The sequence below is a fragment of the Streptomyces sp. NPDC059248 genome (assembly GCF_042753905.1).
GTDB lineage: Bacteria > Actinomycetota > Actinomycetes > Streptomycetales > Streptomycetaceae > Streptomyces.
Genome location: NZ_JBHYZV010000001.1, coordinates 13,166 through 27,299, shown reverse-complemented (window position 1 = coordinate 27,299; position 14,134 = coordinate 13,166). Strand labels below are relative to the sequence as shown.

Here is a 14,134-nt window from a genome sequence, read left to right as displayed (position 1 = left end):
GATGTTTCGCACCCTCCGCGGCCGCCGGGTCACGCCCGGTCCCGGCCGGTCCCGGCCCTTTTACCGGGCGGAAGGGGCGCTCCGGGGTCGGTAGGATTCGGTCATGGCGGCCACTGGATCCGAGAAGCAGGGGGCGAAGGCGTACTACGTCTCGACCCCCATCTACTACGTCAACGACGCTCCTCACCTGGGCCACGCCTATACGACCGTCGCAGGCGACGTGCTCACCCGCTGGCACCGCCAGCGCGGCGAGAAGGTGTGGTACCTCACCGGCACGGACGAGCACGGTCAGAAGATCATGCGCACCGCCGAGGCGAACGGCGTCACCCCGCAGGAGTGGTGCGACAAGCTCGTCGAGGAGGCGTGGAAGCCCCTCTGGGAGCACCTGGAGATCGCGAACGACGACTTCATCCGGACGACGGAGAAGCGGCACACCGACCGGGTGCAGGAGTTCGTCCAGGACCTGTACGACAAGGGCGAGATCTACCAGGGCGGCTACGAGGGCCCGTACTGCGTGGGCTGTGAGGAGTACAAGCTCCCCGGCGATCTGATCGACGGCGAGGGCGAGTACGCGGGGCAGAAGCTCTGCCCCATCCACAAGAAGCCCGTCGAGCTGCTGAAGGAGGAGAACTACTTCTTCAAGCTGAGCGAGTACGGTCCCGAGCTGCTGGAGTTCTACGAGGCCAACCCGGGCTTCATCCAGCCGGAGTCCGCCCGCAACGAGGTCGTGAACTTCGTCAAGCAGGGCCTTCAGGACCTGTCGATCTCGCGGTCCACGTTCGACTGGGGCATCAAGGTCCCGTGGGACGAGAAGCACGTCATCTACGTCTGGATCGACGCGCTGCTGAACTACGCCACGGCGGTCGGCTACAACGAGAACCCCGAGAAGTTCGCGGCGACGTTCCCGGCGAACGTGCATCTCGTCGGCAAGGACATCCTGCGCTTCCACGCGATCATCTGGCCCGCGATGCTGATGGCGAACGGGCTGCCGGTACCGGGGCGGGTCGCCGCGAACGGCTGGCTGATGGTCGGCGGCGAGAAGATGTCGAAGTCCAACCTCACCGGCATCAAGCCGCAGGACCTGACCTCGCACTTCGGCGTGGACGCGTACCGCTGGTACTTCCTGCGCGCCATCGCCTTCGGCCAGGACGGCTCCTTCTCCTGGGAGGACTTCACCGCGCGCTACACGAGCGAGCTGGCCAACGACTACGGCAACCTGGCGTCCCGCGTCGCCGCGATGATCGGCAAGTACTTCGGCGGGGAGCTGCCGGAGGCCACCGCGCCGGGCGAGGCGGAGCAGGCCGTACGGGACGGTCTCGCGCGGGCCGTCGCCGACGCGGACCGGAAGATCGGCGAGGAGCTGGACTTCCAGGGCGGCATCCTGGCGATCTTCGACTTCGTCAAGCAGGTCAACGGCTACCTCACGGAGCAGGAGCCGTGGAAGGTCGCCAAGGACACCTCCGAAGCGGGGCAGGCCCGGCTCGCGACGATCCTCTACACGGCGGCGGAGTCGCTGCGCGGGGTCGCCGTCCTGCTGAACCCGGTGATGCCGCGGACGTCGCAGGCGCTGTGGGACTCCCTCGGCGCGGAGCCGACGCTCGGCGCGCTCGCGGACCAGCGGGTCGGCGAGGCGGGCGACTGGGGCCGGCTGCGGGTCGGCTCGACGGTGACGAAGGGGGCGGTCCTCTTCCCGCGCCTGGAGGAGCCGAGCGCCTCCCGCTGAGGGTGACGCGGGGGTTTCGGGGGGTGCCGTGGGTGGCCCTCGCGTGAACGGGCGCGGCCCGGTGAGTGGCCGGGCGAGCGGTTCCTCACGCAGCGCGCGGACCGCGCGCGGACTCCGTGCGCGGACTCCGCGCGACGGCTCCGCTTACGCGAAAGGGAGTCCGGGGCGCTCGGCCCCGGACTCCCTTCGCCTTCCCGGTCAGTTCAGCGGCAGCGCCGCCGGGGCGGCCGCCGGTCCGGCCCCCGAACCGTCCCCGCCGGGCTCCGCCGTCGCGGGCTCCCGGCGCGGCGCTCCCAGCGCGGCGGCCATGTCGAAGCCGCCGAGCCCCAGCCCGGGCGCCTCGTCGGCGGCGGCGTCCGCCACCGGCGCCGGACGCGCGGGGCGTCCTCCCGTCATCGCCCGGGCCAGCTGCCCGCCGGCCCGTTCGATCCGCTCGGGCAGGGTGTCGGTCAGCGGGTCACCGCTGCCGCCCCAGTCCTCGGACGCCGCGTAGACGCCCGTCGGTACGGGTTCGGCCCGCAGATACGCGAACAGCGGGCGCATCGCGTGTTCGAGGACCAGCGAGTGCCGGGCCGTGCCGCCGGTCGCGCCGATCAGGACCGGCTTGCCGGTGAGCGCGCCGGGCTCGATCAGATCGAAGAACGACTTGAACAGACCGCTGTACGAGGCCGAGAACACCGGGGTCACCACGATCAGCCCGTCCGCCGCCGTGACCGCTTCGACCGCCTCCGCGAGAGGGGCCGGGGGAAACCCGGTGACCAGGTTGTTCGCGATCGGTACGGCGAGTTCGCGCAGTTCGACGATCTCGACGTCGGCCGCCCGCCCGGCCCCGGCAAGGGACCGGTTGACCGACTCGGTGAGCCGGTCCGCGAGCAGCCGGGTCGACGACGGCACGCTCAGTCCGGCCGAGACGACAACCAGCCTCATGGTCATGATCCTTTCCTTTGAGCTTGTCGAACTGTCCGCCGGGAGCCCGGTGGTCAGTCCCGGTTCGGGGTGGCGACCGCCGGGTGGAGCGGCGCGGTCTCGGGAACGCCCTCGGGGCGCAGCCGGGCGAATTCCTTGCGCAGCACCGGGACGACCTCCTCGCCGAGGATGTCCAGCTGCTCCAGCACGGTCTTCAGGGGCAGTCCGGCGTGGTCCATCAGGAACAACTGCCGCTGGTAGTCCCCGACCGCGTCACGGAACGACAGGGTCCGCTCGATCACCTGCTGCGGCGATCCCACGGTCAGCGGCGTCTGCGCGCTGAAGTCCTCCAGCGACGGGCCGTGGCCGTACACCGGCGCGTTGTCGAAGTACGGACGGAACTCCCGGACCGCGTCCTGCGAGTTCTTCCGCATGAACACCTGTCCGCCGAGCCCCACGATGGCCTGCTCGGGCGTGCCGTGCCCGTAGTGCGCGTACCGCTTGCGGTACAGCTCGACCATCTGCTTGGTGTGGGACATGGGCCAGAAGATGTTGTTGTGGAAGAAGCCGTCGCCGTAGTACGCGGCCTGCTCCGCGATCTCCGGGGAGCGGATGGAGCCGTGCCAGACGAACGGCGGTACGCCGTCGAGCGGGCGCGGGGTCGAGGTGAACGACTGGAGCGGGCTGCGGAACTTGCCCTCCCAGTCGACCACGTCCTCCCTCCACAGCTTGTGGAGAAGCGCGTAGTTCTCGATCGCCAGCGGGATGCCCTGCCGGATGTCCTGTCCGAACCAGGGATAGACGGGGCCGGTGTTGCCGCGCCCCATCATCAGGTCCACCCGGCCCTCGGCCAGGTGCTGGAGATAGGCGTAGTCCTCGGCGATCTTCACCGGGTCGTTGGTGGTGATCAGGGTCGTCGAGGTGGACAGGATCAGCTTCTCGGTCCGGGCCGCGACATAGCCGAGCAGGGTCGTCGGCGACGACGGCACGAAGGGCGGGTTGTGGTGCTCGCCGGTGGCGAAGACGTCCAGGCCGACCTCCTCCACCTTCTGCGCGATGGCTACGGTCGCCTTGATCCGCTCGTGCTCGGTCGGCGTGCTGCCGTTGGTGGGGTCGGTCGTGACATCACCGACGGTGAAGATGCCGAACTGCATGTCGCTCGCCTCCCGGCTGGCTCTCCGGGCCGGAGCCCGGTTGCTCGAAACGTTTGGTTGAATGTTGAACTAACCGTACCAACGGGTACCCCCCTCCGTCTATTCCAGCCTGAACCCGAAGCGGCCCCGATCGCCCGCCGAGCCTCCGGAACCGTATCGCTCAGAAGTCGCTGACCAGGGCTTTCGCCACCGACAGCAGTCCGCGCACGGTCGGTGCCGGCAGCCTGGAAAGATCCCAGAAGCGGTACGGCGCCTGCGGCTCGTACGGCACCACCGCGACCTGCTCCGGCGATATCCGGGCCCCCTCGGCGACCCGCGCGGGATCCGTGGCGCCGGCCCCCGACCCCAGCGGCTCCATCACCACCAGCACCACCCGGTCCGCCAGCGCCTCCCGGCCCGTCCGCCGCAGCCAGGTCAGGGTGTGGTCCGCGTCCACCCGCGCGCCCCGGTGGCAGAACAGCACCAGCCGGTCCGTGTGGTTCAGCACCACCACGGAGCTCTTGTCCAGCTCACCGGTCCAGTCCGTCAGGACGAAGGAGTAGTACGGGGCGGTCAGCGCCAGCACCCGCATGTACTCCTGGGCATGGCTCGGATTCACCCGGAACGTCCTGGCGTGGTGGTGCGCGACCACCTCCAGACCGGACGGCAGTACCGTCGTACGGTCCCTGACCTCGTCGTACGACGCCCCGTCCGGCAGCCCCGCGAACTCCTTCCACGACGCCGGATTCCGCCCGTCCACCAGGCACTGCTCCAGCACCCCGCCCTCCGGGGAGCCGTCGAGCGCCAGCACCGGCTCGCCGCGTACGGCGGTGATCAGCGACCCGAGCGCGGCCGTGAACGCGGCCCGGCCGTCGTACAGCCGCCCGCCCGTCAAGGTCAGCCGCACACTGTACGGAACCGGGGTCCGCAGGGACTCCAGCAGCGCCCGGTCCTCCGCTCTGCGCGGCCCCCCGCGCCCCTGGAACCGGCCCAGCCGGATCAGCTCGTGCCGGGGTTCGGCCCGCGGCGGGACCGGCCGGGGCCGCTCGACGCCCGTGCCGCCGCGGACGGCGGCCGGCCGGGTCGGGCCCGTCCCGCCCACGTCCCGCACCTGGTGCATGGCGAGATAGCGGGAGAGCAGATCGGCCAGCTCACCCGCCGTCGGCCGGTTCGCCGGGTCCGGGTCGAGACAGCGCAGCACGGTCGAGCGCAGCAGATCCCAGGTGCCGCCCTGCCACCGCTGCATGCCCTCCGGCATCTCCGGGACGGCCGCGCCCACCCGGGTACTGATCGTCTGGAGCAGCTCGCCCAGGGCGAGCATCGTGTCGGCGGGCGCCGGCACCGGTCCCGCACCCGCGTACTCGCCGTCGATCGCGCAGTCCGACAGATCGCCCAGCACGATCGAGCGGCGCAGCACGAACACGCTGTCCGCCGACAGCACCGCCGGGACCAGGCCGTTCACATGGCAGACGTCGACGGCGCTGGCGAGCTGCCAGGCCGCGAAGAGGCCCGGCAGCGTGTCGAAGGGGGCCCGGCCGTCGTACGCCGCCGCGTCCACCAGGTCGCTGATCCGGGGCGGCTGGGCCGCCGGGTCGTCGTCCTCGGCGATCGGGGTCATCGCCAGCCAGGGCGTGCTGCCCTCGGTGCCGCGGTCCAGCAGGACGGGGGCGTACCGGCCGTCGAGCCGGGTCAGGGCCTCCGCCTCGGTGTCGATCAGCCGGGCGGTGGCGGCGGGCAGATCGGGGCGGGGCACCCGCAGGACCGCCTTGCGGCCGGTCCCGGTCTCGCCCCGGTAGACGATCGTCCGCCGCCCCCGGCGCCGGCCCGAGAGCCGGTACGGGCCGAGCTGCTCGGGATCGTCCGGGCGCAGGGGGCGCCAGCCGCCGGGCGCGTACGGACCCTCCTGGTCCGTCCCCGGGTCCCGGCCGCGGGACGGGGGCGCGAGGTGCCGCGCCGACGGGTCGACCGGCACTCCGAACCGGCTCAGCAGCCGCCGCTCCACATGGGTGAAGGGCCGTCGGCTCGCGGGCAGGTCCGCGATGCCCGACGGATGCGCCAGCCAGGCGGGGAAGTCCGGGGAGCGGCCCGCGAGCCGTTCCAGCTGCCGTCCGATCCGGCGGCCCGTCCGCAACAGCTCGGACTGCGGTACCGCGTCCAGCAGCGCCGTCTTCGACTCCTCCGTGAAGTCGAAGATCCGGTGCTTGGCGGGGAGCGGCTCACCGGCCGGGACGGGCGCGGGATGCGGCCGGATCAGCCCGCCCAGGAACACCTCCGCCAGATGCGCCGTCTCCGCCCGCCACGGCACCGCCTCCTGCACCAGCCGCATCACCGGTACCGACAGCGGGGCGACGGCCGCCAGATGCGCGGCGAGACGGTACGCCTCCGGGGTCGCCGCGTCCCGGAAGTGCTGGGCGCTGCCGAGGGAGACGGCCGAGGCGACCGGGGCGCGTCTGCTGGGCCGGGCCAGCAGCGGCAGATCGACCGTGGTGCCCGGCGACACCAGCAGCCGGGACCAGGTGGCGAGGGAGTGCGGGGTGGATTCCAGGACCGGTACGGGCACCCCGTCGAAGTCGGCGAGGTCGAGCGGCAGGATCGGGTCGGCGATCTCCCACGACGTGTTGGCGCCGCCGGACGCCCGGGTCGTCACCCGCCAGCGGTCCGCGTGGATCCCGGACGCCTCCCACATCTCCGGCGGCAGGGTGTGGACGACCGCGACCGGGCCGCGGGCCGACCAGGAACGCAGCAGCTCGTGCATGGCGCCGGTACGCCACGCCGTCCCCATGCCGTCGCTGACGACCAGGACCAGGGTGCGGCCCGAGGGGTCGTTGACGCCGGTCAGCGGCAGCTCGGAGCTGTCCTCGCGGAACGGGCGGGCGCGGAGCCGGGGCCCGCCGCGGGCCCGGGTGTCGAGGCCGTGGACCCGTAACGACGCGAAAGCGCCGAGCCGTACCAGCAGTCCCCGCAGTTCGGCGCCGAGCCGGTGCCACAGCAGCATCGACAGACCGTCGTCGACGAGGAGCGCGAGCCGCAGCCAGCGCTCCCGCACGGGCCGCTGGACGACGTCGGGGACCCGGGTCTCGGCGAACATCGCGACCGTCGCCTCGACATCGATCTCCATCCGGTCCCGGCTGGACCTGCGGTGGCGCAGCGGACGGAGCGCGCGGCCCAGTTCGAGCTGGTCGGTGAGGGCCTTGCTCTCCGGCACCAGCACCGGCAGGGCGGACCTCGGCCTCTTGTCGGGCGGCCGCAGCTCCGGATCGGACGGGGCGCGCGGTACGGGCCGCTGCCGGGCCGACGCGTAGAGCGCGGGCGGCGTGAACCCGGGCGGCAGCCGGTCCTCGTTCTCGGCGGCCGGGTCCTTGATGTCCCCGAGCCCGGGCCGCTCGGGCGCGGCGGGCGCGGGCGGCGGCGGTTCGGTCCGGGTGGCCATCGGCGCGCTGTCGGCGCCGGTGGGCAGCAGGCGGGCCAGCCACAGCACGTCCAGCGTCTGCTCGGCGTCGAGCTTCTGCCCGGCGCCGCGCAGGACGGCGAGCAACTCCCCGATCCGCGCGCCGGGCTCGGGGCCGGGGCCGGGGACGGGGACGGGGACGGGGGCGTCCAGCCCGGGTACGGGTGCGGGTGCGGGCGGTGGTGGCTCATCGGTGCGAGGGGAGACCAACGGCGCGTCGGGATCAGGGGGTTCCGGAGGGTCCGGGGGCTCCGGGGGCTCCGGCGGCTCGTCGTCGAGGAGGGCCTTCAGAAGGTCGTCCCAGTCGTCGCCGGACGCCCGACGCCATTCGCGTTCGGAGACGTGCCACTCCCCGGCCTCGCCGTCCCCCTGCCATTCGTCGCGTTCCTCCAACTGTCCGGGGTCGTAGACGATTCCGGTGTAACCCACCCCCCCGTACATCACGACACCGTCCGCCGGGAACGGGCGGTCCGGGCCGTCCGCGGCATCGTCCGATTCGACGTGTTCCGAGGGCTCGCCCGCCCCCTCCGGGCCGTACGGGTCCCGCTCGCCGCCCTCCCCGTCTCCCGGGCCGTCCGGCCACGTCATCGCCGCCCCCCGCCCCGCCGCCTACATCGATCCGGTCAGCTGGTGGAGCACCGCGTCCAACAGACCGTCCGCGTCCAGGTCTACCCCGTTCACCCGCAGGAATACCGCATTCAGCAGTTGGTCGGTGGCCAGCTCCCCCGGCGCGCGGCGGCGCAGGAACGTCTCGATCAGATCATCCGCGTCCCGGAGCTCCGATTCACCGAGGTGGGCGGCGACGATGGCCCTCAGCCGTTCCTCGCCCGGTACCGGGAGGTTCAGCCGGACGCAGCGGCGCAGGAACGCGGGCGGGAAGTCGCGTTCACCGTTGCTGGTGATGACGACGACCGGGAACTCCCGGCACTGGACGACGCCCCGGCGCACCCGTACGGGTTCGGCCCGGTCGGCGGTCTCCACGTCGATGTACGACAGCTCCTCCGGCAGCCGGGTCAGCTCCGGGATGTCGAAGACGCCCTCCTCGAAGACGGTCAGCAGATCATTGGGAAGATCGACGTCCCCTTTATCCATTTCGTCCACGAGCAGCGCACGGGGTTTGGGCGACGGCACGAGGGCCGTCCCGAGCGGGCCGAGCCGGATGAAGGTTCCGATGGACGGCTCGGCCTCGCCCCGGTCCCGCTGGAGGGTCGTCTCGCGCAGCCGTCCGATGGCGTCGTACTGGTAGAGCGCGTCCCGGACCGTGGAGCGGCTGTTGACCGGCCACCGCAGCAGTTCGCCGAGTTGCAGCTCGTACGCGATCGCCCGCGCCAGGGACGACTTGCCGGTCCCGGCCGGTCCTGTGACCAGCAGGGGGCGGCGCAGATGGAGCGCCGCGTTCACCACGTCCGCGTGGCGCGGCTCGATCAGATAGGGGAGGTTCGACCGGGATTTCGCCCCGGCCTTCGGGTCAGGGCGGCCGTCGCGGTCGACCGGGGTGAAACGGCGCCACGGCGGGGCCTTCGGGAAGCGGACGGGCCGGGAGGTGCCGTCACCCCGGAACAGCCGCCAGTCCCCGCCGGGGGAAGCCCCGGGCTCCGGCTCGGGCACTTCCGAAGGTCCCGGCTCGGGCACTTCCGAAGGTCCCGGCTCGGGCATTTCCGGAGGTCGTGTGCTCATGCGCTCTCCACGGGCTCGGACAGATGAAGTCTCGGTACGGTCCGGTCCGCGTCGGCCCAGGCCAGTACCGGTCGCCCCGGGTACTCCCGGGGCTGCTGCATGGTCTTGGCCCGGTAGGACCGGACCCCGTCGGGCAGTTCCCGGGTGGCGACCCCGTCCATCTCGCCCACCGCGTGGGAGGCGTCGCCGCGTTCCCGGTCCCACACCACCACCGGTACGCCGATGGCCAGACAGCCCTGCACGATCGTGTCCCGCAGCTCGGCGGGTACGTCCACCAGGACCCGGACCGCGTCGAGCTGGGCCATCAGCGTGGCGTAGATCCCCCGGATCCCCTGATGGATATCGGAGATGACGACCGTCTCCCCCGACTTGAGCTGCTGCCAACGGCGGCGCTCGGAGATGACGACTTTCGTCCCCGAGTCGAGCTGCTGCCAGCGGCGGCGCCATTCGGGCTGAAAGCGCTCGTGCCGCCGCAGGAGTTCGGGGCAGTGGACGACGAGCGGGAACTCCACGCCGAGCACACCGGGCACGATCTCCCCGGGGCTCATGCCGTCCCATTCGTCGATGGGCAGATTCAGCCCCGACGGATCGACCAGCACCTCCACCAGCGGGCGTTGCTCGGCGACGGCCGCCGGGTCGAGGGATTCGAGGACCCGCAGCAGCTCGCGGGCCGCCTCGGAGGCGAGATACGTGGTCGTGGACGTGGTCGACACCTGGCGCGGGCCGTTGCCCTCGTCGCACCAGATCCGCAGCTGGTGCAGATCGCGCCCTTCCTCGTCCCGGCCCTGCGGGGTCACCTGGACGAGGACCCGGACCCGGCCCGTACGGGCGCGCAGTATCCGCTGCCACTCCTTGGCGTCACCGCGCCGCTCGTTCAGGGCCGACCGGGGGATGCCGAGCCGGGACGCCACACCGTCCGACCACATCCGGAACTGGGCGCACTGCGGCGGCGCGCACAGGACGGCCAGATACTCCACGACCCGCAGCAGCGCCGGGACCCGGGCCCCCTCCTCGTCCGCACGGCTGTCGCCGTGGAGGGTCTCCAGATGGTCGATCAGCTCGTCGAGTGTCGGTGTCCAGCCCGCCGAGCCGCCGTCCCGACCGTCGCCCCGTCCTCCGCCCCGGTTGTCCGGATCTTCACCGGGGCCGGCCGCGCACCCGTCCGCGCCGACCCCGGCCCCGGACTCTCCGGGGTCCGCCCCGGGCCGCCGGCCGCCCCTGATCGGTGCCGCCATGGGCAGTGCGGCACGGGCCGCCTCCGCGAAGCGGGCCCGTACGGACCGGTCGGTGTCGTGCAGCAACTTGTGCAGCCTGCGGTGCTCGGCCGGCGACAGCAGCCTCGGTACGGGGGAGAGCGCCCCCGCCGCCAGGATGTCGTCCGTCAACGTCGAGTCCAGCCCCCGGGACGACTCGGTGAACAGGGCGAGCGCCCTCGGCTCCCGCAGCAGCACCTGGGCGAACTCCTCGGCCGACGGCGCGGAGATCTCGCTCGCCCCCTGCCGGCCCATCTCCCGCGCCATCCGCCGGCCGTAGTCGAGCCGACTGCTGGTCGACGGCATCAGGTTGCGCAGCGCCTCGGTGAGCAGCACATGGGCGGGGTCGTCCTTCTCGACCCGGGGCGGCTTCTCCGGGGGCAACGCGCCCACCGCCCGCAGTTCGGTCTCGATCCGCTGCCAGGGCACCCCCCAGCTGCGCCGGATCAGGTGCTGGTAGCTCGCGGCCAACGGGCGTCCTTCGGCATCCGTGGGCGGCATGAAGTGGGCGACGACGATCCCGACGACGGCCTCGTCGTCCATCGACCACATCGGGCCGCCGCTGTAGCCGCTGTCGACGGGCATCCCGGTGGGGGTGCCGTCGATATAACCGATGTACGGGCGGACGTCGCCGACGGTCGCGTCCGCGAAGGTGCCCGCGTTGCCGCTGCCGTGCCAGACCCGGACCTGTTGTCGGACCTCCATGTCCGTACGTTCCACGATCCGCTGCCCGGTCGCCGCCCGCCCGCCGTCCGCGGTCGGCGCGGGGAACCGCAGCACGGCCAGGTCGCCCCGCCATTCCCGGGCGCCCGGCCGGACCGGCCCTTCGCCCTTAGCGGGCCGGGGCGGGATCCAGTGCGCGATCCGGGCGGAGCACTCCACCCGGCCCCCGGCGCCGGTGAGGACGACGGGAATCTCGTACGCCCCCGGCAGTCGGGTGTCGAACATCTGTCGGCCCAAGGCGTCATTGACGACATGGGCGCAGGTCAGAACCGTGTCGGGGGCGAGGAGCAGCCCGGCGCCCGCCGATTTGCCGTCGATGGTGCTCCGTACGCTCACCACGCATGTGAGCGGCTCCTTCGTCGCTTCCGACGCCCCCGGGAGGAACCAGCCCATATGTCACTCCATTCCGGTTACCGCGCCGTTCGCCGACGGGCCCGGCAGCGCGCCGTTCCCGGCGCCGGGGCCCAGGGGCTGCCAGTTGGCGGTGACGGTGAGATGGGCCAGGGCCGTACCGCCGACGATGCCCAGCTTGAGGTCTTCCCCGATCTGGACGCCGAAACTGACACTGATGTCCGTCGGCGGCACCGGGGCCTCCGACACCGCGTGGTGGACCTCCTCCAGCAGGGCGCCCAGCGGGCGGAGCGCGCCGCGCAGGGCACCCGCGGTGAAGGAGGCGACCGTGGGGCGGGAGCCGGGGCCCCGGTGGCCGCGGGCGACCGGCACGGCCGGGCCCATGCCCGCCGGGAGGTCGTCGTCGGGTTCGGCGTAGATACCGGCGGCGGAACCGCCGCCCGTGGTGCCGGTCCCCTTCCCGGGCTCCTCCCCGGGGCCCGGCGGTTCGGCGGTCGCGGGACCGGGGCCGAGCAGGAAGCGGACGGGCGTACCGTCCTCGAATGTCAACTCCGCGGAATCAGCCACGTACACATTGTGCCGATCGGTGCGACTCCGTACGCCCCCATTGAGTCAACTCTTTGTTCCGGATGCGGAGATGGCCGTCATGTTCCGGAGCCGGCCGCCCCGGGGAAGAGGGCGCGGAAGACGTCCGCCGAATCCGTGCCCGAGCGCCCGAAGGGCGCGTCGAAGTCCCAGACCAGGAAGAGCAGGAAGGCGATGAGCGCGCTGAAGAAGCCCGCGAGCAGCAACTCCTGGTAGCTGCGCCCGATATTCATGGTGAAGATCAGCCCCACCGTCACCAGGGCGCCGGCGATCAGACCGAACCAGACGACGCCCGGCAGGGTCGCTCCGGCGCTCTGGACGCGGGAGTTGCGGGCTTCGTCGGCGATCGCGATCCGGTCGAGCATGGGCTGGTAGGCATGGGCCTGGAGTTCACCGCGAGGGACGTGGGGAGCGACGTCCGAGCGGATCTCGGCCAGGAGTTCGTCACCGCGGCCGTCGACCTTGTCGCCGTCGACCATCCGGGGCCATTCGCGGTGGACGACGTGGGAGACGTAGGCGTCGACGTCGTTGGAGAGCCGGGCGCGGTAGTCGGCGGGGAAGACCTCGGCGCGCTGGACCAGTTCGTGGAGCGCCTGGGCCTCGCGGCGGGCGTCGTCCTGGGCGGCGCTCCTGGCCTCCCAGACGCCCGCGATGGCGAGACCGAGGACGATCGCGTAGACGACGCCGACCATCATGGTCATGTATTCGAGGACGTCCGGGGTCTCCACGGCGCCCGCGTCCGGGTCCTCGCCCCGGGCGGCCTTGAGGTTCCGTCTGCGCTGGTTGAGCAGGGTGACGGCGACGACGACCGCGATGGCCGAGGCCATGGCGATTCCGAGGACCAGCCATTCGGACATGGGTCTGTGTCTCCAGTTCCAGAGTTCCGGGGTTCCGGGCGGGGCGGTTTCCGGGCGAGGCGCGGCGGCTGCCGGGCGGGCGAGGGGCGTACGTACGGCCGGGTCAGCGGCCCCGGCGCGGCTTGAGCAGCGCGGCGGCGAGGACCGCCGGGGTGGTGGTGACCAGAACCAGGACCACGAGGGGCATGCCCTCGTGGTCGCGCCCGGCGGGGGGCGGCCGGTAGGCGGGCATCTCCTGCGCGGCGCGGACCGGCCGCAGAGGCGTCCCGCTGGGCGCGGGGGCCGGGCCGGGCCGGGGCGCGGGGGTCCGCCGGACGACGGGCGGCGCGGGCGGCGGAGCGGCGATCCGCTCCGGGGCCGGCGCCGGGGGCCGCTCAGGGGTCGGGCTCGGCGGAGGTGCCGGGGTCGGTGTGGGGGTGGGGGTGGGGGACGGCGTCGGGCTCGGCGACGGGCTCGGCGTGGGGGTGGGGGTGGGGGTGGGCGACGGAGTGGGAGTCGGGGTCGGGGTGGGTGTCGGAGTCGGCGTGGGGGTGGGCGTGGGGGTCGGGGTCGGGGTCGGGGTCGGGGTGGGCTTCGGGCAGTCGGTGAGCACATCGACCCGGATCCCCACGGACACCTGGACCGGGAAGGGCCCGGAGGCGGCGGCACCGGCGCAGACACAGACGACGCCCGGGATGTCGACCCTGACCTTCGTCCCGGTGGAGAACTCGGCTCCGGATAACGCCGAGGCCCCCGAGGCCCCCAAAGAAACTGAGGGCGCCGAGGACGCCCTGATCTCCGAGTACGAGGGGCGTGCTCCGGGGGATGTCGTACGGTCCCGTTCGCCCCGGGCGCGGATCGGCTCATCGGCTGCCGGGGTCGCGGCCGGCTCGGCCACGGCTCCGGATCCGTACTCGCTCCCCCGGCTCCCGCCCGCGTCCCCGCTCGCGGCGATGGCCGTACCGCCCGCCTGCGTACCGAGAAGAACCGCCGCGATCGCCAATCCGCTCCACTGCTCCCAACGGGCCACATAAGCACGTTAGGGGCGCAGGACAGGACACAGGTAGCACTATCAGCTCGACTGATGAATCAGACATTTGTCGGACTGTTCACCCACAGGCGTAACACCGCTGGTCGGGGCGGCGACTCGCCGCCGCCCCTGTCTGCATGCCGGACGGAGCACTCCGGGATGCGGGCACCGGTGGTGCGTGAGACCTTCGCCGGGTGAGGGAATCACTGATCGACGCGGTACGGTCCGGCGCCGGGTACACGGTCGCCGGACTCACCTTCGTCGCACTGCTGCTGATGGCCGTCTCCGCGCTCCGGCTCTCCAGCTCCGGGCGGACCGAACCGTCCGACGAGGCCGGGTCGCTCCGGCTCGCGCTCTACGGCGCCGTACTCGCCGTGGTGTCGCTCGGCCTCTTCGTCACGGTGATATAGCCACTTGTCGGACCCGGACCCGGGCGCCAGGCGCCCGGACCGGCCGGGACCGGTCCGGC

The 14,134-nt window shown here is 72.6% G+C and carries 11 protein-coding genes; 3 read left to right on the top strand and 8 right to left on the bottom strand.

Features of this window, described 5'->3' with window-relative positions; genetic code table 11:
• Positions 1-103: 103 nt before the first annotated feature.
• Entirely contained in the window at positions 104-1,723 is a 1,620-nt protein-coding gene (gene metG, locus ACFXG1_RS00155; protein WP_384709464.1) for a methionine--tRNA ligase, read from the top strand.
• Positions 1,724-1,921: 198 nt separating this feature from the next.
• On the opposite strand, the gene ACFXG1_RS00150 is transcribed toward metG, so the two are convergent.
• From ACFXG1_RS00150 to ACFXG1_RS00115, 8 genes are all read right to left on the bottom strand, one after another.
• Positions 1,922-2,656: an FMN reductase gene (locus ACFXG1_RS00150; RefSeq protein ID WP_384709461.1), complete on the bottom strand. Its 735-nt coding sequence runs from the start codon at positions 2,654-2,656 to the stop codon at positions 1,922-1,924.
• Between the two features lie 47 nt (positions 2,657-2,703).
• Positions 2,704-3,783: an LLM class flavin-dependent oxidoreductase gene (locus tag ACFXG1_RS00145; RefSeq protein WP_384709458.1), complete on the bottom strand. Its 1,080-nt coding sequence runs from the start codon at positions 3,781-3,783 to the stop codon at positions 2,704-2,706.
• A 160-nt stretch (positions 3,784-3,943) separates the two neighbouring features.
• Positions 3,944-7,798: an SAV_2336 N-terminal domain-related protein gene (locus ACFXG1_RS00140; protein ID WP_384739897.1), complete on the bottom strand. Its 3,855-nt coding sequence runs from the start codon at positions 7,796-7,798 to the stop codon at positions 3,944-3,946.
• A 21-nt stretch (positions 7,799-7,819) separates the two neighbouring features.
• Positions 7,820-8,887, bottom strand: a complete 1,068-nt coding sequence (locus tag ACFXG1_RS00135) for an AAA family ATPase (RefSeq protein ID WP_384709455.1) — start codon at positions 8,885-8,887, stop codon at positions 7,820-7,822.
• Complete coding sequence (locus tag ACFXG1_RS00130) at positions 8,884-11,202, bottom strand: trypsin-like peptidase domain-containing protein (protein ID WP_384709452.1); 2,319 nt, start codon at positions 11,200-11,202, stop codon at positions 8,884-8,886. Before ACFXG1_RS00130 ends, ACFXG1_RS00135 begins: the two co-directional genes overlap by 4 nt.
• 57 nt (positions 11,203-11,259) lie before the next feature.
• Complete coding sequence (locus ACFXG1_RS00125; RefSeq protein ID WP_384709449.1) at positions 11,260-11,781, bottom strand: CU044_2847 family protein; 522 nt, start codon at positions 11,779-11,781, stop codon at positions 11,260-11,262.
• Positions 11,782-11,858: 77 nt separating this feature from the next.
• Positions 11,859-12,656: a hypothetical protein gene (locus ACFXG1_RS00120; RefSeq protein WP_384739891.1), complete on the bottom strand. Its 798-nt coding sequence runs from the start codon at positions 12,654-12,656 to the stop codon at positions 11,859-11,861.
• Between the two features lie 103 nt (positions 12,657-12,759).
• Positions 12,760-12,888, bottom strand: a complete 129-nt coding sequence (locus ACFXG1_RS00115; protein ID WP_384739888.1) for a hypothetical protein — start codon at positions 12,886-12,888, stop codon at positions 12,760-12,762.
• Between the two features lie 178 nt (positions 12,889-13,066).
• On the opposite strand from ACFXG1_RS00115, the gene ACFXG1_RS00110 reads away from it, so the two are divergent.
• Both ACFXG1_RS00110 and ACFXG1_RS00105 read left to right on the top strand, forming a co-directional pair.
• Positions 13,067-13,669: a hypothetical protein gene (locus ACFXG1_RS00110; protein ID WP_384739885.1), complete on the top strand. Its 603-nt coding sequence runs from the start codon at positions 13,067-13,069 to the stop codon at positions 13,667-13,669.
• Between the two features lie 190 nt (positions 13,670-13,859).
• Entirely contained in the window at positions 13,860-14,075 is a 216-nt protein-coding gene (locus ACFXG1_RS00105) for a hypothetical protein (protein WP_384717352.1), read from the top strand.
• Positions 14,076-14,134: the final 59 nt, after the last annotated feature.